This is a genomic window from Salinarchaeum chitinilyticum, assembly GCF_055390775.1.
Genome location: NZ_AP043888.1, coordinates 2,710,214 through 2,731,742, shown reverse-complemented (window position 1 = coordinate 2,731,742; position 21,529 = coordinate 2,710,214). Strand labels below are relative to the sequence as shown.

General features: G+C 58.6%; 19 protein-coding genes and 1 tRNA gene. 7 read left to right on the top strand and 13 right to left on the bottom strand.

Features of this window, described 5'->3' with window-relative positions:
• Positions 1-85: 85 nt before the first annotated feature.
• The 7 genes from ACZ5KP_RS13255 to ACZ5KP_RS13225 all read right to left on the bottom strand — a co-directional run bounded on the left by ACZ5KP_RS13255 (position 86) and on the right by ACZ5KP_RS13225 (position 9,515).
• Positions 86-3,499, bottom strand: a complete 3,414-nt coding sequence (locus tag ACZ5KP_RS13255; RefSeq protein WP_460918285.1) for a hypothetical protein — start codon at positions 3,497-3,499, stop codon at positions 86-88.
• Positions 3,492-4,271 (bottom strand): hypothetical protein, encoded by a 780-nt coding sequence (locus ACZ5KP_RS13250; RefSeq protein ID WP_460918283.1) that lies wholly within the window; start codon positions 4,269-4,271, stop codon positions 3,492-3,494. Before ACZ5KP_RS13250 ends, ACZ5KP_RS13255 begins: the two co-directional genes overlap by 8 nt.
• A gap of 51 nt (positions 4,272-4,322) precedes the next feature.
• A complete protein-coding gene (locus tag ACZ5KP_RS13245; protein WP_460918280.1) occupies positions 4,323-5,522 on the bottom strand; it encodes a hypothetical protein in 1,200 nt (399 codons plus the stop codon).
• Positions 5,523-5,616: 94 nt separating this feature from the next.
• Positions 5,617-6,795, bottom strand: a complete 1,179-nt coding sequence (locus ACZ5KP_RS13240) for a DUF5797 family protein (RefSeq protein WP_460918278.1) — start codon at positions 6,793-6,795, stop codon at positions 5,617-5,619.
• A 631-nt stretch (positions 6,796-7,426) separates the two neighbouring features.
• Entirely contained in the window at positions 7,427-7,834 is a 408-nt protein-coding gene (locus ACZ5KP_RS13235) for a hypothetical protein (RefSeq protein ID WP_460918275.1), read from the bottom strand.
• Between the two features lie 188 nt (positions 7,835-8,022).
• Positions 8,023-8,097: transfer RNA gene (locus ACZ5KP_RS13230), tRNA-Glu, on the bottom strand.
• A 77-nt stretch (positions 8,098-8,174) separates the two neighbouring features.
• Positions 8,175-9,515, bottom strand: coding sequence for a helix-turn-helix transcriptional regulator (locus tag ACZ5KP_RS13225; RefSeq protein WP_460918273.1), 1,341 nt, complete (start codon positions 9,513-9,515; stop codon positions 8,175-8,177).
• A gap of 191 nt (positions 9,516-9,706) precedes the next feature.
• On the opposite strand from ACZ5KP_RS13225, the gene ACZ5KP_RS13220 reads away from it, so the two are divergent.
• Positions 9,707-10,285 (top strand): MBL fold metallo-hydrolase, encoded by a 579-nt coding sequence (locus ACZ5KP_RS13220; protein ID WP_460918271.1) that lies wholly within the window; start codon positions 9,707-9,709, stop codon positions 10,283-10,285.
• Positions 10,286-10,316: 31 nt separating this feature from the next.
• Here ACZ5KP_RS13220 and ACZ5KP_RS13215 read toward each other — a convergent pair whose 3' ends face one another.
• The gene (locus ACZ5KP_RS13215; protein WP_460918269.1) at positions 10,317-10,610 is read right to left on the bottom strand and encodes a DUF5827 family protein; all 294 of its coding nucleotides are present in this window, start codon (positions 10,608-10,610) and stop codon (positions 10,317-10,319) included.
• 274 nt (positions 10,611-10,884) lie between these two features.
• Positions 10,885-11,496, bottom strand: coding sequence for a superoxide dismutase (sod, locus tag ACZ5KP_RS13210; protein WP_460918266.1), 612 nt, complete (start codon positions 11,494-11,496; stop codon positions 10,885-10,887).
• Positions 11,497-11,687: 191 nt separating this feature from the next.
• Between sod and ACZ5KP_RS13205 the strand changes: the two genes are divergently transcribed.
• The gene (locus ACZ5KP_RS13205; RefSeq protein ID WP_460918264.1) at positions 11,688-11,990 is read left to right on the top strand and encodes a thiamine-binding protein; all 303 of its coding nucleotides are present in this window, start codon (positions 11,688-11,690) and stop codon (positions 11,988-11,990) included.
• 252 nt (positions 11,991-12,242) lie between these two features.
• On the opposite strand, the gene ACZ5KP_RS13200 is transcribed toward ACZ5KP_RS13205, so the two are convergent.
• On the bottom strand, positions 12,243-12,749 hold the full coding sequence (locus ACZ5KP_RS13200; protein WP_460918262.1) for a hypothetical protein: 507 nt from the start codon (positions 12,747-12,749) through the stop codon (positions 12,243-12,245).
• A 117-nt stretch (positions 12,750-12,866) separates the two neighbouring features.
• Positions 12,867-13,817: a TIGR03560 family F420-dependent LLM class oxidoreductase gene (locus ACZ5KP_RS13195; protein ID WP_460918259.1), complete on the bottom strand. Its 951-nt coding sequence runs from the start codon at positions 13,815-13,817 to the stop codon at positions 12,867-12,869.
• A gap of 140 nt (positions 13,818-13,957) precedes the next feature.
• Here ACZ5KP_RS13195 and mch point away from each other — a divergent pair, with 140 nt between their 5' ends.
• From mch to ACZ5KP_RS13180, 3 genes are all read left to right on the top strand, one after another.
• Positions 13,958-14,890 carry a methenyltetrahydromethanopterin cyclohydrolase gene (gene mch, locus ACZ5KP_RS13190; RefSeq protein WP_460918257.1) on the top strand — a complete coding sequence of 311 codons (933 nt, stop codon included), beginning with the start codon at positions 13,958-13,960 and terminating at the stop codon, positions 14,888-14,890.
• Between the two features lie 27 nt (positions 14,891-14,917).
• Complete coding sequence (locus ACZ5KP_RS13185) at positions 14,918-15,490, top strand: hypothetical protein (protein WP_460918255.1); 573 nt, start codon at positions 14,918-14,920, stop codon at positions 15,488-15,490.
• Between the two features lie 112 nt (positions 15,491-15,602).
• On the top strand, positions 15,603-16,814 hold the full coding sequence (locus ACZ5KP_RS13180) for a potassium channel family protein (RefSeq protein ID WP_460918253.1): 1,212 nt from the start codon (positions 15,603-15,605) through the stop codon (positions 16,812-16,814).
• 37 nt (positions 16,815-16,851) lie between these two features.
• On the opposite strand, the gene ACZ5KP_RS13175 is transcribed toward ACZ5KP_RS13180, so the two are convergent.
• Complete coding sequence (locus ACZ5KP_RS13175) at positions 16,852-17,367, bottom strand: magnesium transporter (RefSeq protein WP_460921054.1); 516 nt, start codon at positions 17,365-17,367, stop codon at positions 16,852-16,854.
• Positions 17,368-17,423: 56 nt separating this feature from the next.
• On the bottom strand, positions 17,424-18,002 hold the full coding sequence (locus ACZ5KP_RS13170) for a magnesium transporter (RefSeq protein WP_460918251.1): 579 nt from the start codon (positions 18,000-18,002) through the stop codon (positions 17,424-17,426).
• A 567-nt stretch (positions 18,003-18,569) separates the two neighbouring features.
• Between ACZ5KP_RS13170 and ACZ5KP_RS13165 the strand changes: the two genes are divergently transcribed.
• Positions 18,570-20,516 (top strand): ABC transporter substrate-binding protein, encoded by a 1,947-nt coding sequence (locus ACZ5KP_RS13165; protein WP_460918249.1) that lies wholly within the window; start codon positions 18,570-18,572, stop codon positions 20,514-20,516.
• Positions 20,517-20,570: 54 nt separating this feature from the next.
• Positions 20,571-21,527: an ABC transporter permease gene (locus ACZ5KP_RS13160; RefSeq protein ID WP_460918247.1), complete on the top strand. Its 957-nt coding sequence runs from the start codon at positions 20,571-20,573 to the stop codon at positions 21,525-21,527.
• The last annotated feature ends 2 nt before the right edge of the window (positions 21,528-21,529 follow it).

The following is a 21,529-nucleotide window of genomic DNA, read 5'->3' as shown; positions in this document are numbered from 1 at the left end:
TCAAGATCTCCGGATTCCGATAGCTTTGACCGCATTTGATCAACGCAATCTAGATGGTCATGGTCTGATTGGTGAATACTGGACATCAGTCTCCCCCGCTCCGGAATTCTGCCTGGATGGCTGACACCTCGTCCCCGTAGGTCTTCCTAAGGAAACTGAATGCTTCGCCAACAGACAGCTCGCTGTTTTCAATGACTTCTCCAAAGTTACCGTCGGCTTCTCGGAGATCTGAAAGGAATACTTCTCGAGGACTTGGCCCCTCCAGTAAGTCCCCGATATCTTCGATCATTATCGGGATTTCAGCAAAGTTCCCAGAATTTGTTTCCTCGCGTGCATCCTCGATTAGGTTGAGTGCGTTCACACGGCGGTCTTTGTCATCAGCCGATTCAGCCTGTTTCTCAAGGTCGTCTAATTGATCGAGATAGCTACTCTGGTCGGAGACAATTTCCCCAGCGTTTCTTTTGATTTCATCTGCTAAGGGCTCCGCTTCCTCATCTAGAGTATTTAATGCTTCCTCGAAGTCACCATTATTATATTCGTCCTGATATTCTTTTAGATAACCCCCTAGAGTTGAGAGTTTAGATTCGAGATCCGAACGTTTTGCGTTTTGTTGTGATATATCTTTAACTTCTTTCTCAGCAGCGCTTTGTTTGTCTCTGACGTCAGAGTACTTTTCCGTACATCGAGTTTTCAGACCAGTAATCTCATCAACATTATTTTCGATGTTCTCAACCTCTCCATTAATTTCATCAGTCCGTGTTTTTAACCGAACATGCTTTTCGTTATTAATCAACTCGTCTAACTCCTCTCGATACTCTCGCAATTTTTCATCCAGTTCATCGAGGCGTGTCGAAAATGAACCAGTAACATCAGACTCGTTAATCTCCCGCTGAAGATCGTCGATCCTGTGATCACGGAGGTTTTTAGCTTCACCGATGATCTGCTCTTCAGCGTCTTCAACCGCAGACTCAATGTCCTCTTCAAGTTCGACTATTTCATCAATGAGTCCACGGACACCGTTCAAGTCATTGTGTTCAGGATTGAAGATCTCGTCGTACTTCTCCAGTCTTGCTTGTAGATCATTCAACGTGTTTTCGTAGCTGTTCGCACTAGAGACATCAAGGTCATCTGCGCGTTCGTATAGCCCTTCAGCAGTATCAAGACGGTCTTTGGCCCTCCCGAGTTCCTCATTGTACTGATCGCTTACGCTGACAACTGTGTAGACATCAATAGTCTTTCCATCGCGGTTATCCGTATCTGGTTCGACATAGTTCTGCCGTTGGAGGTGGTCCAGATACCACTGTAGCATCGAATTTTCGTCGCCACCTGGACAGTCGAAGGCGAACTTCGATGCCAATCGTTCCTGAATCTCGTTGACAGTCAGCGGTCCTGACTCGTTGATTTGTTTATAGACTTCGTGCCAAGGGGGATGGTCATTCTCTACGTCAGGATAGGTCCAGCGGTGGCTGTCTTTCGCAACGAGGTTCTGTGCTTGCAACCCACTCATTATATCCGAGTTCAACTCGTAATCTTTTAGGCCCAACTCATCGCGCAGATCGCCAATTGTGACAGAGCTATCAGATCTTTCCTCAAGTTTGTCAATGACTTTGCGATGGATACTTTCGGGGTACGGGAGAATCTCCTCCTCAAACAACGATTCAAGTTGTGGCACGATATCAAGCTGCTCAACCAACCGGCCTTCATTGACCTCTTCGTCAGCATCAGTTTCTGGATCTCCGAGTGCCAACAAACGACCATAAATGAATGAGTCTCGAAGATCGGTCGTGAGATCTATTTCAATAACTCTGTCTTTTAATTTCTGCCTCTGTCTGTCGGTCAGTCCACTAATATACTTGTTTGCTTCTGCGGAATACTGCTGGTTTTGCTTAACCAGAACGCCAAAGGAAGCGCCTTTGTCCTCCATTGCTTCAACATAGAGGGAAACCAATTCTTGTGGGATTTCTTGACCGTTGTAGACTCCGAGAGCAACCGTCTGATCGCGCCTCGCATCACCTCGTCTCATATCGATGAGATAGAGAGAGAATTCGTAACGGTCCAACGCCTTGTTGATGGAGTCTTTGTGTAAGTTTCCGTGACCAGTCTCCTGGATGGAGAGTCCTAGCCCACGTGATAGATGTTTCTGATATTTTTCTGGAGCGCTAGAAGCTTGTAAATCGAGTTGCTGCAATTCCGTTCCTTCTCCACCAGCGTCTCCAAAGAGGAATTCACGAACTGCTTCACTGAGTAAATAGGAATACTGACCGTGCCGTTCCCGTTGTTCAAGAACCCGGAGTTCGCTCGTTTCTTCTCCTTCCACTGTGATCGGGCTCAGTAGCGCATCAGCAACACCTTCCGAAAAGGCTTTCTCGGGGACTGCTTCACCTTCGCCAATCAATCTACCTTGGAGCCGCTCAAAGTCATCCCGCGCGTCAGGATGAACCTCATCCAGCGCCTTCTTCAAACTCGTAATTGCTTCTTGACTGAGGATATCTTCCTCTCGGACAAATGATTTGAATCCGGTCAGTGCGTACACAATCGCATCTCCATCAATCCGGTCAGAATCGACTTCCGCAGCAAATTGTAAAGCCTCGGAATAGATTCGGAGAATTTCTCGGGGATGACCCCCCGCAAGCTCAGCAACAACTGAAACTGTCTCCTCTGCAATTGGGGTCAGTGATCCCGAGTTGGAGGTCCGGTGGTGATCCATCCGGTCAGTCAACATCTCTTTAACATCGTCCTCTGAGAGATGTCCGAGGTAGATTTCACCACCCTGGAATCGCTCCATGAGGGCATTCCCAAGAGAGTCGCCTTCATCGTCGTAGTTTGTTATCTTCATCCGGGCACCTTGAGAGAACCCTAGCAGCATATGGATACCAGATGAATTGAGTTCATTTACGAGGTGGAGGAATGCGCGAACAAATGGCTGTACCTTGTCCTCGTCAGCGTTTGCGATGTCTTCTGCTTCATCAATAAACAGATACACACATCTATAACCGTGATCTTCACGTGCTGTTCGAACTATCTTTCGTGTGTTATCGATTATATTATCCCGAAGCTTTTCGAATTCGTAGGCTTCGTCAACGCTTGACTCGGGTTCCACTGAGGGTAACTCATCAATATAACTCCCAAGTTCCGGTGCACTGTCTTTGATTTCTTCGACAATCTTTTCGTATAGATGACGGATGCTCAGTCCCAGGTTCCCAAGATAGACCGCAATAGCTTCATGCTCCTCCCCCTCGACTTCAACTCCTTCACGAATCGAATTTCGCAGTTTGATCAAGTGGTGCGACTTCCCGGTCCCGTAGTCACCGAAAATTAACCGCTTTTTCATGTGATCGGGATCGAGAATCGCCTTTTCGACAAACTGGTTGAGTCGGTACTCCTGCTCATCACGACCTACAATTGCGTATTGGGATGCAATCTCTTCGTCAGCGATGGTCGTTTCGAATGGGTCCCGATCGAAACCGAACGTCTGGAACGAGGATCCTTGTTCACTCATGGATATTGGTGTTTGATAGCGTCTCTGGATTCAGAATCAATTCTTCGTAACTGCTTTCCGAAACGATGCCTTCCGCGTGTAGTTGAGAAAGTAGTCGGTCGAACGCAACCCTATCAATTCCATAGATCGTTTCGATTCGTTCGAACAACTTGGGTTCGCGAACACTCTCAGTTTCCTTGTCAATGAGATCAGATACTTCCTCAAAGACGACATGAGTAAACAGCCTCACGGGCCATCGACTACCCGTATAACCGTTAGCCGTGTCTTCGAAAACGCCAGCATCCGATAATAGGTTAATTCCCATGTCGATTGTGAAGGAGTTCATTACATCGCCGAAATAGTCTGTTCCGTCGAACTTCTTTTTTGCCTCATATGACTTAACTGGACCCCGTTGGAAGACATATTTACTCAGTTGGATTAGCATCGGGTGCTCATACATGATATTAGCCAAAATCCGTTCAGCCTGGGCCCGTTCATCACCTGCACCATGTGCAGATTCACCCGTGTAGAGAAGAGTCTGGTCCCCGACAAGTTCTTCGAGATCAGACTCATTGGTTAGCCGATACCCATCACTGGACTCAACCACCAAATAGGCACGGCGAAGTCCACCAATGATATCTTCAGCCCCATCAGTACTGACCTGATCTCCCACATCAAAATCTTTCCGCTGTCGAAGCATCTCCGCCAACTCATTCTTTGACAGCGGCCCCTCATCGCCGATTAGCTGAATGCCTGCACGGAGCTGGAATAGTCGAGCGTACTGTAATGCCATACTACGAGATTCCCTCTGACGTTAGCACGCTCATGGCAACACAGAGGTCGTTCATAAATCGTACCCCCGATTCTCGGAAGAGACAACCACTTCCCCAGACTCGGATGTGTATTTCGTAGTTTCCGCGTCTGTTACCTCGCTTGTGACTCCTAGGTCTGATAAACGCGTGAGTGCAGCCTGAACTTCATCTTTTTCGGTGGTCGCTGCTACAACTGGCGGCAATGACTGATGCACTTCTCCAACGGACTGTGGCTCAGTTGTTAAAGCAGAAAGAACTCGGTCATCCAGAGAGACATTGTCATCCATCTGCTCGTCAGATTCGTTTGACCTATCAATCTCTGAACCAAGGACGGGCTCAATGTCAGGGTTAAGAGTTTGTAAGATGTTTTCGAACCATGTGTCGATTGGTCTGAGAAGACTGGGTTCCTTGATTTGAGCATACCATTTTAGATCAGCGAACTCAATGGAGACCTCCTGATAAGCTACAATACCAACTCTCTGTTCGCTCGCCCTCTCTACGAAGTGTTGGCCCAGGTTCTCGATCGAGGACTGATCTATCCTGAATCTATTGTATGTGGGATCTCGTTGTCTAAATCGACTTTCAACAGACTCGTAGTCGTCTGTGGCTTCAACTATGGGAAACGGCATGAGGGTGGTTTCAACATATTTTCTATCGTAGTTCGTGATCTGATCAAAGACCTCCTGCGGGTCAATGCCCCAGAAATCGCCGATGACAAGTGCATACTCCTCGTCAATTCCGGCCGCTTTATCAGCGGGAATTCTCTCAGTCAACTTGGGAAACTTCTCAAGTCGTTTGTCGATATTCAGAAGGGAAACACAGAGCGTAGGATCAACAAGTCGGGCGAAATACGGTATTTTTTCGAGTGTATAATATGCTGTCCTGCCATCGTCTTTTCCAACTCTGATCACGCCCTTCCGGTCTTGAAGGAGTGAAAATTTCGTATATCGCCCCTTGTAGTCGTTCTTAGACCGTCTTCGATATGCCTGGATGATCTCTCGAATATCCTGTATCTGAACATTGAATTCCTCTGCGATCTCAGCAAGGGAATATTGGCCTGTTTCAAGTAAGTCCAGCGCTAATTTTCCAAGAGAATTTTCAAATACTCGGAGTGGAACCCTCTCTTCAGGAAGTTCCGATAGCAATCGATCGGTCGTTGCAACCCGATCACTTTGTATTAGCCGCCGCTGCTTTTCTTCTGAAAGTTCGTAAAAATCGATATCGGAAATCATATTGGGGGCAGAATATTTGAAGCGATGGCCTATACAGCAAGGATGATTAGATCATCCGCCACTTATACTTGTGGTCGATACAGTTCATATACGGTTATTTGAACACCGTTCTAGCCTGGTTTGGCACTTCAGGAGGTTTCTTCGAGAGATTTACGATTCCTTCATTTTCCAATCGCTTCATGTACCGGCAAGCGGATTCCGTTGCGCAAATATAGTTATCACTATTACGAGTCGCATACTGATCTAATTCACCCGAAATTATCCGTTGTACAGCACTGCTTTCTGGAAGCCCCCAGCGTTCCGATAATTCAGAATTGCTGGTCGGTTGTAATTCGACAACATCAGTAATTCGTCCATCAATCTGACTAAGGTCATTCACTCTTTCAACCTCAAACAACTTCCAATCAGTAGCATGCCTTACGCGATATCCTCCGAAAAGGCACGCGAAGAACAGCTTAGTCCCGCCCTGCAAGAGCGGGCGATACTCCGGATGTCCTTCTAGAATGATGAACTCTGAGAGATCGTAGAGATAGAGGGTGAAAGACTGAAACGCCGCCAAAGAAGGATTACGCCGACATAGGCTCTTGAAATACGAAATCGAGTGCTTGATATTCTCCTCGTCGAACCTTCGTCGTCGATATGCTCCATCGACGTCACGGACCCGTTCCCTTACTTCCGGTTCGTCCTGATGGATCGACTTCGGAAGTGGACCAAGAGCCGAATTGGCGAATGAGATCCCCTGGTAGGATTTTTGGGGTAGATCTGACTCAGGGAGGCCCCAGTATCTGCCCGTTTCCTCCACGAATTCTTCCCGCGCGGACGTCCAAGACATCTTATCTGACGGGAACTCGGGTATTTGAACCGAATCACCATGTCCAAGGAGGTGCCAACATAGAGTTGGATCCCAAACCCGTACTTCGTATGGAAGCGGTTCGACGGTATATACATAAGCTGCCCCCTCGGTATTGGTCACCCGCATTACCGATTGATAGTTGCCGAGAAGATGCTGCGGCCGATGGCGAAGGTCAAAAACAAAAGATTTGATAAATCTTTTTTCGAGAGGGAACTCTTCGACCAACTCTTCAACAGTGTAGTGCCCTCGCTGCAAAGTTCGTATGATCTCATCTTCGACTGGGTTATCGAAAACGTGCACGTTCCGCTGTGAATCCGGGATAGAAGAGGCGATTTCCCCATCAACTACCACGTGGCCCTTTCGGACGAGGTTGGCCTGCTCATCCTCAGGAAAGGAATAGTACTCATCGACCGGAATCATACTACCTTCTATACTCCCATGACTTATGAATTGGAAAGGTATTTCGGTTGGTTTTCGGATCCGTTCAGCCACAGAAACACAGATATATGTCAATAGGAAGAGAGCCAGCAAGGGCGCCCTAGGGAACCGCCTGAATAGCTGCCGTTGAGCGAATCAGTGACCGAGAGTACCACGTCTTCAATGCGCTCGGGAGATACAGCCTTCTCCGTGGATACGGTGCCATGAACTGCTAAAACACGTATTTGAGTTTGGAGATGGCTATGGACTTCATTCGCTGATGGTCTCAGATTCCCTACCATGACAATCTTGAGCGCCACCACGATCCGCTTGGATATCGTGAGCGAAATGTCGGGCAACGAATGCTCCGTAGTCACGCTTGGGGAGCGATGGACAAACATCCGGCGTTAAGACTCTGGAGACGCAAATCAGGAGCGTCCGCAGAAGTTTGTAGCGTAGTAGGGCGTTGTCTTGGACAGCGAGCTACGGTATTGTGTGTAATTGCTGCTAGACCACCATCGACCTGCCGTGAATTGATACTACATTCCTCATCACCAATTACACCAATGAAATCGCTGAGCACAGGTTCCAATTCAGGTGGTTAACCCCGAAATTGAGTACCGAATGTGCAACCTCATCCTTCGGCAACGAGGATTGAAATGGTGTTTCTGTAGCCTCTGACTTTGCCTTTCTCAAAATCAGTCAAATCTCGGTCCTCATGAGCGTCAATCAGTCTCTGAATCCGCTCTCTCATTTCGTCAATATCGATTGCAGCATCATCACCGCCAGCAGCCATTCCGAACGTTCGGACGGCGAGGTAAACCTGGGCTTGCTGGCTCCACTGCTCCGATTCGTTTATAGCGCAGAATTCGTCAGGGAGATTCAGCCAGTGCCATCGTAGTGCCTTACGCCCAATCGGGGTCGGATGCCAGTCTAATTCTTCATCGAATGCTCTACTCATCCTGCGATTGAGAAAGTCAGGTACTTGTTCGTCTAGCTGCCCAAGCGTCTCATCTGAGAATGCAGTTATTGTTGACCCCATGATAGAAACGGGAGCGAGATACCGCAAAGGTATTATGACAACCCGACCAAATATGGTTAGATTCCGAATATCGATGTCTCACCAGTTCTATACGTGCGTTGACACCGATATAAGCACATATGCTGAGGTTCAAACGGATTTGCCTTTGGAGGCAATCGGTGTGTCTGAAACCCTTGAAAACAGCCGTATGCTCCGACAGGGATTCGAACCCTGGTCATTGCCGTGAGAGGGCAATATGATTGGCCGGACTACACCATCGGAGCGCGTTTTCCGGTAGCCGAGAGTACAGTAAAACAGTTGCGTTCTGCGCCCGCCCCGGCACGTACTCACGCACCACGAGTTATTCTGCGTCGTCGAACGGCGAAGTGGCCGCTTCGGGTTCGTGCCCCTCCAGTGCGATGATGTTCTCGCGGCCGATCTGGATCTTCCGGATCTCACCGTCGGCCTCCATCTCCGAGAGGAGCATGCTGACCTTCGACTTCGACCATCCCGTCTCCTCGACGATGGCCGTCTGTTTCATCCGACCGCCTCCGTCCTCGAGGAGTCGGGTGACCCGGCGGTCGTCCGTAATCGGCTCCTCCGGTGGCGTCGGTTCGGGATCGGTTGGCTCCTCGATGCCACCCGTCGTCGACTCCGTCGAGACCGTCGCCGCGGCTGCGGCCGTACCATCGTCCCGCGACTCCGTGCTCGGAATGCCACCGTACCGGGCGGTCACGAGCACCGTGACGAGCAGCAGGCCGATGACCCCACCGGCCGCGAGCCAGAGCATACTCACGCCGGCGTCGCCACCGCCGCCGCTCCCGGGCACGCGGTAGACGACCCTGGGGTGACGGTCCGCGAACGATCGCTCGCCAGTCCAGGTCACGGAGTGGCTGTCGGAGAGCTGCTCGCCGGACGGCGATGCCTGCGGATCTACCGATTCGAACTGGACGCCCTCGCCGGCGACGAAGATCAGCGACTGGGTCTCGCCGAGATACAGCCCACCCTCGAAGACGTCACCGACCACGATCGAGCCGCCGTCGACGCGCCCGAAGTTCGTCCACTCGAAGGAGAGTTCGACGTAGCCCACCTCCTGGGTAGGCGTCTGTTCGATCCCGGCGTCCCGCGTGACGTTGCGGGCGCTCATCGATCGGCCGGTGACCGCGCTCGCGGCCGCGGTTAGCTCGGTGGACCGGTTTCGAAAGTCCCGGAAGAGATCGGTCGCTTCGGTGCGAACGCGTTCGGCGTACGTCTCGAACGCCGACCGCTCGTCGTCGGACTCGATGGGTCGCTCGTAGCGGAACGTCCAGCGTACGTCGGCGTCGGCGTCGACGCGAACGCGGAACGTCGAGCGCTCGAACTCCTGCTGTGGCGGTGCGAGGAATCGGTCGGTCGCGTCGAGCGTGGTCGAATCGGGATCGGTGACCGCGTTCGAGTTCGGGGCGACGACCACGTTCGCATCCCGGGCGTCGATCGAGTGGTGACGGTCGATCGCATCTGGAGCAGCTATCGACGCTCGCAGCTGCGTCGGTTCGCCGTCGCCAGGACCACCCGTCGCCGGATCTGCCGTCGCCGACCCTGCCGTCGCCAGCTCGGCTGGAGCGCCCGTACTCGCGGGACCAGCACCGACGCCTGCGACTGCGAACCCGAGCAGTCCGAGCGAGAGGATCACAGCGAAGAGGATCCACTCGGGCCGGCCCATGCTGACTAGAGTGTCATGTGGGGTGCTGATAGACCTTGCGACGACGACACCGCTGGCGGCGTCGCGCTACGCCATCGATCGGGGACGGAATCCTGGACGGCGACGGACCGATCGCCGAGCCAAACGGAACTCGTCGTGACGATCTGTACAAATACCGGCAAACACAAGCCGGGGAGGGTCGAACGGAGCCTGTGATCATCAACGTCGCCGCGGACGTAGAGGCGTTCACGAGTAACGTCTTTCTCGTCGACGGCGAACGGCGGGTGCTCGTCGACGCTGGCGCCGGCTTCGACGCGGCCGCCCGCGTCGAGGACCACGGCGGCGACCTCGACGCGATCGTGCTGACCCACACCCATCCCGACCACGTCGGCAACGTCGAGACGCTCAAGGATGCCTTCGGCGCCCCGGTCTACGGGTTCGACGCCGAACGCGACGCCGTCGATCGAGCACTCGCCGACGGCGACGTGGTCCAGCTCGGCGATCACGAGTTCCAGGTGCTGTTTACGCCAGGCCACGCGCCCGATCACTGCTGTTTCTACGCCGATACCTCGGGCGTGCTCTTCGCCGGCGACCTCGTCTTCCAGAACGGCGGCTACGGCCGAACCGATCTCCCGGGCGCCGACCGGGAGACGCTCCTCTCGTCGATCGAGCAGGTACTGGACGCGATCGACGAGGACCTCCGGGAGCTCCACGCCGGCCACGGCCCCAGCGTCACAGCGGACGCATTCCACCACGTCGAGCTCGCAGCCCGCTCGGCCCGGGCGCGCTAAGCGCGGTCGGAGACGCCCCTTTCGGCCCCGACTAGTCAGCTCCGTCCGGGAGATCCGCTGGCCGCCGGAGCCCGTAGTAGCCCGGCTCGTCGTCGGTCCGCGGGTCGGCGACGACGAGCTCCTCGGCGTTGGTCATGATCCACGGGATCGCCCAATCGAGCAGGACCGACTCCGTCTCCGGCTCGATCGACGCGTCGGGGTCGAGGTCCTGGAGCAGTCGTGCGATCTCGTAGACGGTGTAACACTGCTCGGGGTCGAGGAGCTCCTCGGGCTCGTAGAAGTCACACGGATAGAGCCCGTCGAACTCCGCCTTCGGCTCTGGCATGGGTTCGACTACGGCCGTGGTCCCGGTAAAGCGACCGATCGACGCTCGCCGCTCCGAGTAGCGATTGCGGCGGTGGTCGGTCGATCGACTCCGAGAGCAGCTCCGCTCTCTGAAACCGGGCAACTGCAGAAAGAACGGGAATCGATCCGGACGACGACCGCTCGACGCGGCGCGATCCCGTCGGTTGCTCGGCCACGAGAGCGACGATTCGGGACGGTTCGGCCGCGGAAAGACGATTCGGGATGGGAACGACGACTCGGCGTGGGAGTCTCGCTTACTCGACGCGCGAGACGACGTTCGCGTACTGCTCGGCGACGTCGTCCCAGTCGACGACCTCGAAGAAGTTGTCGACGAAGTCGCCGCGGGCAGGGCCGTAGTCGTGGTAGTAGGAGTGCTCCCAGACGTCCAGCGCCAGGATCGGGTGGGCACCCCAGAGCGCGCCCTGGTCGTGCTTGTCGACGACGAGGTTGCGGAGCTGCTTGGCGACGGGATCGTAGACCAGCAGCGCCCAGCCGCCCGCAGCGGACGCGGCGGCCTCGAACTCGCCCTTCCAGCCCTCGTAGGAGCCGAAGTCCTCCTCGATGCGGTCGAGGAGCTCGCCGTCTGGCTCGCCTCCGCCGTTCGGGTCCATGTTCTCCCAGAACAGTGTGTGGAGATAGTGACCGGAGCCGTTGTGGGTGACGTTGCGGATCGCGCTCGCGGAGCTACCGAAGTCGCCGTTGGAGCGGTTCTCGGAAAGGGTCTCCTCGGCGCTGTCGAGGCCGTTCACGTAGCCCTGGTGGTGGGTGTCGTGATGCCACGTGACGACCTGTTCGGAGATGTGCGGTTCGAGCGCGTCGTAGTCGTAGGGGAGCGGCGGCAGTTCGGGATTCGATTGTTCGGGCATGGAAATGTGCCTCCAAAACCAACGTCTTTCGGAGTGGTGTTAAAGGTTTAGATGCCCCCGACAGCGCGCCGCCGTCGAAGGATCTGCCTACCCGAGCACGCCGACGATCCGCACCTGGAACAACGGGGCGGCGCCGCGGCCGCAGCCGATGCAGCGGGAGCTACAAGTCCGTGGCCAGCGACGGTTCGACCATGACCGTCGTCGCATTCCTCTCGGTCGCACCGGTCAAAGAAGGCAGCATGGCCGCCGACGCCGTCGACGCGCTCGAAGCGTTCGACGTCGAGTACCAGACCACGCCGATGGGCACCGTCATCGAGACGGCGGACGTCGGGGAGCTGCTGGACGCGGTGGAAGCGGCACATACCGCCGTGGACGCCGACCGCGTCAGTACGTTCCTGAAGATCGACGACAAACGAACGAGTTCGAAATCAGCCGCCGAGAAAGTCGAACGCGTGGAGCAGGAGCTGGGGCGAGCGGCGCAGAGCACTAAATGATGCTTCTTGATCGATTGTCAAGACGCATCAAATCCACAAGCGTCGAGCAGATCGTCGATAGTGGTAGCCGGCGATCGCCGCTGTCTCACAGGAGATAGCGAATCTCGGCAGCGCGGGCTGTAACTCACTACGTGTGGACCGTCAGTACGATCCCGCGGGCTACCGACACTCTCCGCCACGAGAGCGGAGTTCCATATGCAGTTGGTTCAGCAAGGAAGGATTCGAGCGAGATCCCAGATCTTGTAAGGAAAATTACCCACAAGTAGACGGCAACATATCGTCGTCTGGAACGATGATATCAGGGCCGAGACGAATCGCGTCAAGTTCGCCAGTCGGTTGGAATCCGACCTGCGCATACAACTCGAAACACGTCCCGTCGTCGAGTCCTTTGGGGCCATTTTCCATGAGATACGCAGTTGCTTCGGATGTCGACGAGTGGGCCTCGAGATCCCGCTCTTCGAGCGCCAAAGACACCTCGTACTCGGCTGCATCCCCGAGCCAGCTACCGGCAATGATCTTCATGTAGAACCGTGGATGCTCCCTACTCCGATCGACAGCATCCAGGTCGATTATTTCGTTGTACACCAAACTGCCATTTTTCGTTACAGTAACGGAGATGCTAACGGCCTCCGAGCTACCATTCTGAATCTGGATACGACCCAGAACTAGATCTGGTGTGTCAGAATTACCATCATTAAGGCAACCGGAAAAAGCAAACGCTCCTGTTCCAATTGCTGTCAGGGCGCTTCTTCGATTCATACACCGACATCACTGCGCTGCAGTAATGTGTTTTGTGAATGGTATTATTTGAATTGATGAACGTCGAAATGGCTGCCGTGCGAACAGCGGGCAGATCCGACTCCGAACCGTCCCGGCTCAGAACTCCGGAGCGACCTCGTCGATGAAGCGCACCGCCGTCTCGCGCTCGTTCTTTGGCACCTGGATCTGGAAGTTCTCGATGCCGAGGTCCTGGTAGGTCTCGACGCCGGCCGCGACCTCCGCGGGCGTACCGATCAGTCCCCGGAACTCGTCGCGGTCGGCCGGGCCGGCCTCGGTCTCCCGGTGGAGTTCCTCGTAGGCCTCGTGCGCTGCTTCTGTCGTGTCGCGGATGACCGTCGTGATCGTCGCGGTTTTCGTGATCTCGTCGTAGTCGCGTCCGGCGTCGTCACAGTGCTCGCGCAGGATCCCGAGCTTGCGCTCGTAGGTCTCCGGGTCCGCGCCCGGAATGTTCCACATATCCGCGTACTCTGCGGTCACGCGAAGGGTGAGCTGCTCACCACCGCCACCGACGAGAATCGGGACGTCGTCGGGTTTGGGTTCGAGGATCAGGTCGTCGAGGTCGTGATACTGCCCCTCGTAGTTCACCGGCGAGTCCTGGCTCCAGGCGGTCTCACAGAGCTCGATGACGTCCCGGAGCTCGCGGATCCGCTTGGCAGGCTCCTCGAACGGCACGCCGATGGCGTCGTACTCGTCCTCATACCAGCCCGCGCCGATCCCGAGCATCGCGCGGCCCTCCGAGAGCTGGTCCAGCGACGCGACGACCTTCGCGAGATACGCCGGGTTCCGGTAGTGAATGCAGGTCACCAGCGCGCTCAGATCGATCTCCTCCGTCGCGGTCGCGAGCGCGCTCAGGCCGGCGTAGCACTCGAGGAACTCCTCGTCGTAGTGGCCGTGCCACTGGAGCTGCCAGAAGTGGTCCATCAGCGAGAACCACTCGAAGCCGGCGTCTTCGACGAGCTGGGCGCGGTTCACGAGGGAGTCGACGAGCGGTCGATTTTCGGGGGCGTCGGCGTACTGGAAGGACGCGTTGTGGTAGCCAAAATCCATGTCCGAGCGTCCAGGGGCCAGCGACGTGAGTGTTGTTGCCCCGGCGATCCAGACGGACGTGGAGATCGGGGGCGACAGGCTCGAAGTCACGCCACCTCGCACACGCAACCCTTTATTCGATCACCGACCCAGCCACGGGTATGGAGAGTCTCAATCGGACGGCGCTGGAGCTCGTGGACGAGGCCCTCGAGTTCGCGGGTGAGCTCGACGTCGGCGCCCACGAACTCGACAACGGCGCGACGGTGCTGGACTTCGGCGTGGAGTTTTCCGGTGGAATCGAAGCCGGGCTGCTCCTCGCGGAGATCCAGTCCGCCGGGCTCGCGACGGTCCAGTCTCGCGTCGAGACGATCGAGGACGCGCCGATCAGCCACGTCGAACTGACGACCGATCAGCCCGGGCTCGGCCTCCTCGGCGCACAGAAGACCGGCTGGGAGGTCTCCGTCGACGGCTACGAGGCGCTGGGGAGCGGCCCCGCCCGCGCGCTCGTGGCCGAGGAGACGATCTACGATCGCCTCGGCTACACCGACGTCTTCGAGTTCGCGATCCTCGCCCTGGAGAGCGACGAACTCCCGACCGAGGCCGTCGCCGAGCACGTGGCGGAGCTCGCCGGCGTCGAGCCGGGCTCGGTCTTCCTGCCGACCTACCCGACCGCGAGCCTCGTCGGGAGCGTGACCGTGGCAGCGCGAGCGCCGGAGCTCGCCGCTTTCCGGCTCGCAGAGCTGGGCTACGATCCGACGAAGCTCGTCTCCGCCAGCGGCGTCGCACCGGTCGCCCCTGTCGCTGGCGACGAGGAGACCGCCCTGGGCCGGACGAACGACGCGCTGGCCTACGGCGGGCAGGTCCACCTCGTCGTCGAGGAGGACTTCGACCGCTTCGACGAGATCCCATCCAGTGCCGGCGAGGAGTACGGCGAACCATTCTACGACATCTTCGAGCGGGCCGACTGGGACTTCTACGACCTCCCCGAGGACGTGTTTGCACCGGCCCAGGTGACCGTCGACGTCCTCGGCGGCCCAACCTACGCCCTCGGCGAACGCGACGAGGCGCTGCTCGCGGAGAGCTTCGGGCTCTGAGACCGGCGCGCCTTCGACGTGTTACGCATGCGCTACAAGACCGTTCCACCGGCGCCGCCGGACGAGCGCGACGCGATCGCGAGCCTCGAGACCGTCCGCGAGGCGCTTCCGCCGGTGCCCCGCTCCGAGGCTGACTGCTGTGCCCGACTCGTCGAGCGCGTCGAGTGGATCGGGTCGCGCGACGTCGCGAGCGAGTGGATCGCGTTCCTGCACGCGCTCGGCCTCGCCGAGCGCACCGACAGCGGCTACGCGCGTGCTCGCGGCGACGAGATCCCGACGAATCCCGATCGGGACGAACTCGACCGCGAGTCGCTGGCGAGCCGATTCCGGGACGGGATCCTTGGCGCCGCCGAGGTGTGCGACGCTCTCGAACGAAACGACGGGCTGGAACCGAACGGCGACCGACCGTCGGACGCGGCGCCCGACCCGCTGACCGTCGACGAGGCATTCGACGCGCTCGAGCCCGTCGTGCCGGAGTGGGAGCGCCGGCGAAGCGACGCCTGGCGAGCGACGTGGCAGGAGCACGCCGAACGCAGGCTCGTCTGGGCGACGATGCTTGGACTCGCCGAGGAGAGCGAGGGCGGCTACGTCCGGGCCTGACCGTCGCGTTTCGACGGAAAGGAGGATGCACGGTTGCCGAACGGCGAACCGAACCCCCTCGCTACGTCACGCCGTGGCAACCCTTTTGCTACCGGCCCGAGACCGTTCCTCTATGCCGATCGAGGGGGAGGACCCACGCTCCACGCGCGTCGAGTACGAGCCCGTGAGCGTCAAGGACGTCCTCGTCGAGATGAAAGACACCTCGGAGCTCCTGATCGACCTCGCGTACTCGGCCGTGCTCCACCGGAGCGACGCGATCGCGGAAGAGGTGCTCCGCCTCGAGGAGCGCATGGACGTTCTCGAGCTTCGTGCGCGCATGAGCGTCATGATGGCGGCGCGGAACCCCGAGGACACGGAGATGCTCGCCCCGGTCCTCGGCGTCGTCGGGGGCGCCGAGAAGATCAGCGACGCCGCGGGCGACGTTGCCAAGATCGTCCTCGAGGACATGGGACTGCCCGAGGCGATGCGCGCTGCACTGCCGGAAGCGTTCGAACCCCTCGAACGAGCGACGGTCGCAGCCGAATCAGACGTCGCGGGGCGAACGCTCGGTGAAATCGACCTCGAGTCCGAAACCGGCGTCAGGGTCATCGGGATCCGTCGCGGCGACACGTGGCTGTTGAACCCCGGCCCGGACAGCGAACTCGCCGCCGACGACGTCGCCCTGATCCGCGGGCCCGAGCACGCGATCGGCGACGTGTACGAGCGACTCTCCGGAGCGTCCTACCAGCCCGTCGTCGATCCGGAGCCCGCGATCGACGATCTCGATCGGGCCGTCGACTCGATCGTCCACATGAAGAACCTCTCCGAGCTCGCCGTCGACGTCGCCTACGGCTCGGTACTCTTCGACGACGTCGCGCTCGCAGAGGAGGTCCGGAACCTCGAGGTCGAGGTCGACGCGCTCCAGTCCCGCTTCGAGGCCTGGACGCTCGGCGCGGCTGCCGAGGCCGAGGACCCGGTCGCGCTCCGGGGACTCATCCGGCTGGGCATCGCGACGGAGACCATCAGCGACGCCGCCCTGGAGATCAGCGAGGGCGTGCTCCGCGAGATCGACGTCCATCCGGTCGTGGAGCTGGCGGTCCAGGAGAGCGACGAGGTCCTCACCAGGATCGAGGTCGAACCCGGGAGCGAACTCGAGGGAGCCGACCTGCAGGAGGGCGTTCCGACGGTCGGCCCGGGCACGACCGTGATCGCGATCCGCAGACCGGAGGTCGGCTGGATGCTCGTGGGGCAGTCCGTCGAGGCAGTCGCCGCTGGCGACGTCCTGATCACGAAAGGCACCCGGACCGCGGCCGACGAGCTCCGCGCGGTCGCCGCCGGCCAGTGACGCCGGCAACGATCGAACCGCCGTCCGGCCGACGCTCCTACAGTACCAGGACCACGACCAGCGAGAAGATCAGGACGCCCAGGATGTCACACGCGTTCGTGACGATCGGGATGGTCACGTCGTCGGGATCGTAGCCGCGGCGATAGGAGACGTAGGTCGCGAGAATGGCGAGGGCGATCGCGACGAACGCGATGGAGAGACCCGACGTCAACGAGATCGTCAACAGCACCGACAGCGCCATCGCCGACCCCAGCGCGTGGCCGATCGCGTAGACGACGACCGCGAGCGCCGTGAACACCGTCACTGCGAGCCCGAGGACCGCGAGAATGCCGGCCCGGAGCTCTGGCTCCCGGGGATCGAAGGAGATCGTGCCGAGGTGGAGTCGCGTCGACAGCCGCGCGGCGACGATCGCGCCGAGATTCCCGCCCATGCCGATCATCACCGGAACGAGCACGAGGAGCGTCGGGTTCGCGAGGTAGGTCTCCTCGAAGGATTCGAGCACGATCCCCGACCCCATCTCGAGCACGCTGAGCACGAGCAGGAGCGGCGCCATCGTCCGAACGATCGAGCCGACCGACCACGCGTCGTCCGTGGTCGCTGGAGATTCGCTCACGCGACCACCCCAGCGACGCCGACGGCGATCGCGAGAAAGCAGACGCCGAAGACGTCGCCGAGGGTCGTCACGACCGGGCCGATCAGGTTGTCCGGATCGGTCCCGCGGCGATAGCCAGCGAAGACGATCGTGACGATTCCGCCGACCATTACGATCGACGTCAGCGCGCTGGCCAGCACCAGGATGCCGAGGAGTTCGAGGAGTGGAGCGGGCGTTCGGCCGGGCTGGACGGCGAGAATTCCCCAGGAGCACACGGCGACGAACGTCGAGATTCCGACCCCGTTGCAGACGGAAGCCACGGCGGCGTTTACCAGTCGTCGATCCCACGCGAACTCGGGATCGAGGACGCCCTGGTGGAGGCCGCTCGCGATCCGGGCACCGAGCGTGCCGTAGACGTTGCCACGGGTGGCGAGGAACGCCGGGAGCGCGAGCAGGAGGCCAGGGTAGGTTTCCAGCCCCTCGCGCATCGCGGGCGTTCCGAGTACGAGGCCCGCGAAGATGCCGCCACAGAGGCTCACGAGGAGGATGGGGAGCGACTCGCGGTAGATCGATCGTGCGGACCCGCGAGCGTCCATGGGCGAGCCCACGCGACGGCCCACAGTAAAACCAGGTGTGCCGCTCTCGAGAGAACGTAGATTCGAGCGTGGGGTCTGTACGTGTGCGAACGTATGAGTGACAGCGCGCCATCGAACTCCGGGGAGGCTCGCTCGGAAATGGCCGGTCGACAGGAACGACTCAGTTCGGCGTCCGGGCCGGGCGGAGCAGCCACAGGTACGAACGCCGGCCGAGTTGGACAACTGGGAAATAGTGGTGAGTGCGCGCGGCAGCGTGGCCGATCTGCCCCCCTCGATCGGCGTTCGAACCCGGAATTACGTACCGGACCGGCCGGGTACTGCACGGATAATACTGGAACCCAAAACGAGTATTATCGACGGTAGTAACTCTCTCCGTACCGCGAGTACGGGATCCCGGGCGTCAGAACATGTGCCCTACCGTACACAATAAGGCACAACATTATACAACGCACGTCGTGTTTGTGCCCTCAACAAATGCTAGATACCCATACATAACGACTATATTTCACCGGAAATAAACCAATGAATAACCATTGCATTTATGCACCGTTTGACCAACACTCGAGTATGGCGCAGAAAGCCAATCGCGTGAAGCAACTCACTAATCGTCGACGAATCCTCCAGGGACTCGGTGCTCTGGGTGCTGCCAGCATCGCGGGCTGTTTCGGTGGCGGTGACGGCGGTGGTGACGGCGGAGGTATCGACCCGGTTCAGAACAGGGTAACCGTCGATCCCGAAGACATCGTGGAAGGCGGAACGTTCCGGACGGCGATCGCCGAGCCCGTCGACTCTTTCGACGTTCCCTACAGTAGTTCGGCAGCGGCGTCGAACGTTCACGGGCTCCTCTATGAGGGGATGATTACCACGAACGCGTCCGGTGCGATCAAATCCTGGCTCGCGTCGTCCTACGAGCAGGTCGACGTTCAGGAGACCGAAGCCGCCGATTACGAGGACTACATGATCACGGCGGAGTACGAGGATGAAATCCCCCAGGTCGAGGAGCAGATCGTCCTCCGGCACCCCGACAACGACCCGACGTCGGACGAGGGGCAGTTCCTCACCGTCAACGAAGCACCCGATGCCGTCGAGGACGGCACCTACGGGATGCACTACCGGTTCGACCTCCACGAGGGCGTGGAGTTCCACGACGGCGAGGAGATGACTGCGGACAACGTCGTCGCCTCCTACGAGCGTCTCCAGGGCTCGCTCAACTCCGGCCAGCTGTACGACTCGCTGCTGGACATCCAGGCCGACGGCGACTACACCGTCCACCTGTACGCACAGCTTCCCGACGCACAGGCCATCCGTAACCTCGGTGGCTGGGAAATCTATCCCACCGCAGTGACCGAGCTTCCGCCTGAAGCGAACGACCCCCGACAGGGCAACACGCCGCTCGGTACCGGCCCGTTCACCTTCGAGGAGTACGAGGACGCCCAGTACGTCACCCTCTCGAAGAACGAGAACTACTGGTTCGAGACCAGCAAGAAGGACTGGTACGAGGGACCGGACAACTTCCCGAACGGCCCCGTCGTCGACGCGGTCGACATCAGCATCATCCCGGACCCCGCGACGCGCTCCGCAGCGCTCCAAAACGACGAGCTCGACATGGCGTACGGGCTCACCGCGTCAACGCTGAACGACTACCAGAGTTCCGAAGACTACCGAACCGCGGCGACGAAAGGTGCGGGATTCAACTTCCTGCAGTTCCCCGTCAACGTCGAGCCGTTCACGGACGCACGCGTCCGGCGGGCGATCAACCACCTCATCCCGCGCGAGTCGATCGCGAACAACATCTTCTCGGGTTGGGAGAACCCGGCGTGGGTCCCGATGCCGCCGATCGCCTCACGGTTTGGGACGACCGACTACGACCAGCTCGTCGACGACCTCCAGAGCTACAACACGTACGACCGCGAGGAGTCCGACTCGCTCGTGGAGGAGGCGATCGAGGAGAACGACTGGGAGACGCCGATCGACGTCACGATCGAGACGAACTCCAACAGCGACGACCGGGTTCGGCTCGTCGAGCTCGTCGTCGAGTCGCTCAATCAGAGCGACTACTTCTCCGCCAACATGGAGACGTACCCGGACATCCCGACGTGGGCCCAGGAGTTCTACTCCGCCGACTACGCACAGAAGGGCGTGCTCTCGTTCATCGGCCTCTCCAGTGGCTTCGGACCACACGGGTACGCGAAGGCGATCCACCACCCCGACAACTACCGGCAGTGCTGTAACTTCATGAACATCAACGACGAGGAGCTGAACGAGGCGCTCCAGGACGCACGGTACGGCCTGGAAGCCGTTCAGGACCGTCAGACCCGTCAGGAGCGGTACGACGAGATCTGGGAGATGATCCTGGAGCTCAACGCCAACTCCTACGGTACGCACAGCACTACGGTCGGCGTCGTTCGCCAGGGCGAAGTGTTCGGCTACAACACGTATCCCAGCTCGCAGTCCGTCGTTCCCTACGCGACGTACTCCCCCTCGGACGAGCAGATCATCTACATCGACCGGTAAGCCGATCGGTCCCGTTTCGTTTCAACGGATGACCATGTCAGGAAATCACGTCCTATGAGCGGTCTTCGACGGTTCGTACTGAAACGTATACTGCTGACCATCCCCATCCTCTGGGGCGTCTCTGTCATCACGTTCGGGCTCGTGTATCTCACGCCGGGCGACCCGATCGACATCATGGTCGGGCTCGATCCCGACATGACCCCGGCCAGAGAGGCCGCCCTTCGCGAGGAACACGGCTTCGATGAGCCGGTCTGGAAACAGTACTGGTTCTGGATCACCGACGCCATGACGGGCGACTTCGGGGAAGTCATCCAGACGGGTCGCCCCGTCTCCGACCTGATCATGGACCGGCTCCCGCCGACGATCGCCCTCGGGCTGTTCGGCTGGGTGTTCGGACTCGTGATCGCCATCCCCACCGGGATCTACGCGGCAGTCAAGAAGGACCAGCTCGGCGACACCGTCAGCCGGTTCATCGCGCTGTTCGGCATCTCCGTGCCGAACTTCTGGCTCGGGCTCATGCTGATTCTGGTCGGAGCCCTCCAGCTCGGCTGGTGGCCGGTGCTCCCACCCCGCGTCCCACTCACGCACCCGGACATGCTGTGGTTCCTCATTCTCCCCGGACTCACCATCGGGAGCGCATCCGCGGCGACGCTGATGCGGATCATGCGATCCTCGATGGCAGAGGAGATGAACAAGGACTACGTGACGGCGGCGCGCGCCAAGGGACTTCCCGAACGGACGGTCGTTCTCAAGCACGTCCTTCGGAACTCACTGATCTCAGTGACGACGGTCGCAGCGTTCCTCACCGCGAACATCCTCGCGGGCTCCGTCGTCGTCGAGACGGTGTTCAGCTGGCCCGGGCTCGGACGCGAGTTCATTCAGGCTGCACTGGAGCGAGAAGTGAACGTGATCATGGCGATCACGTTGTTCATCGGGACGGCGATCATCATCATGAATCTGGTCGCCGACATCGTCTACGCGGTGCTCGATCCGCGAATCAGGTACGACTAAAC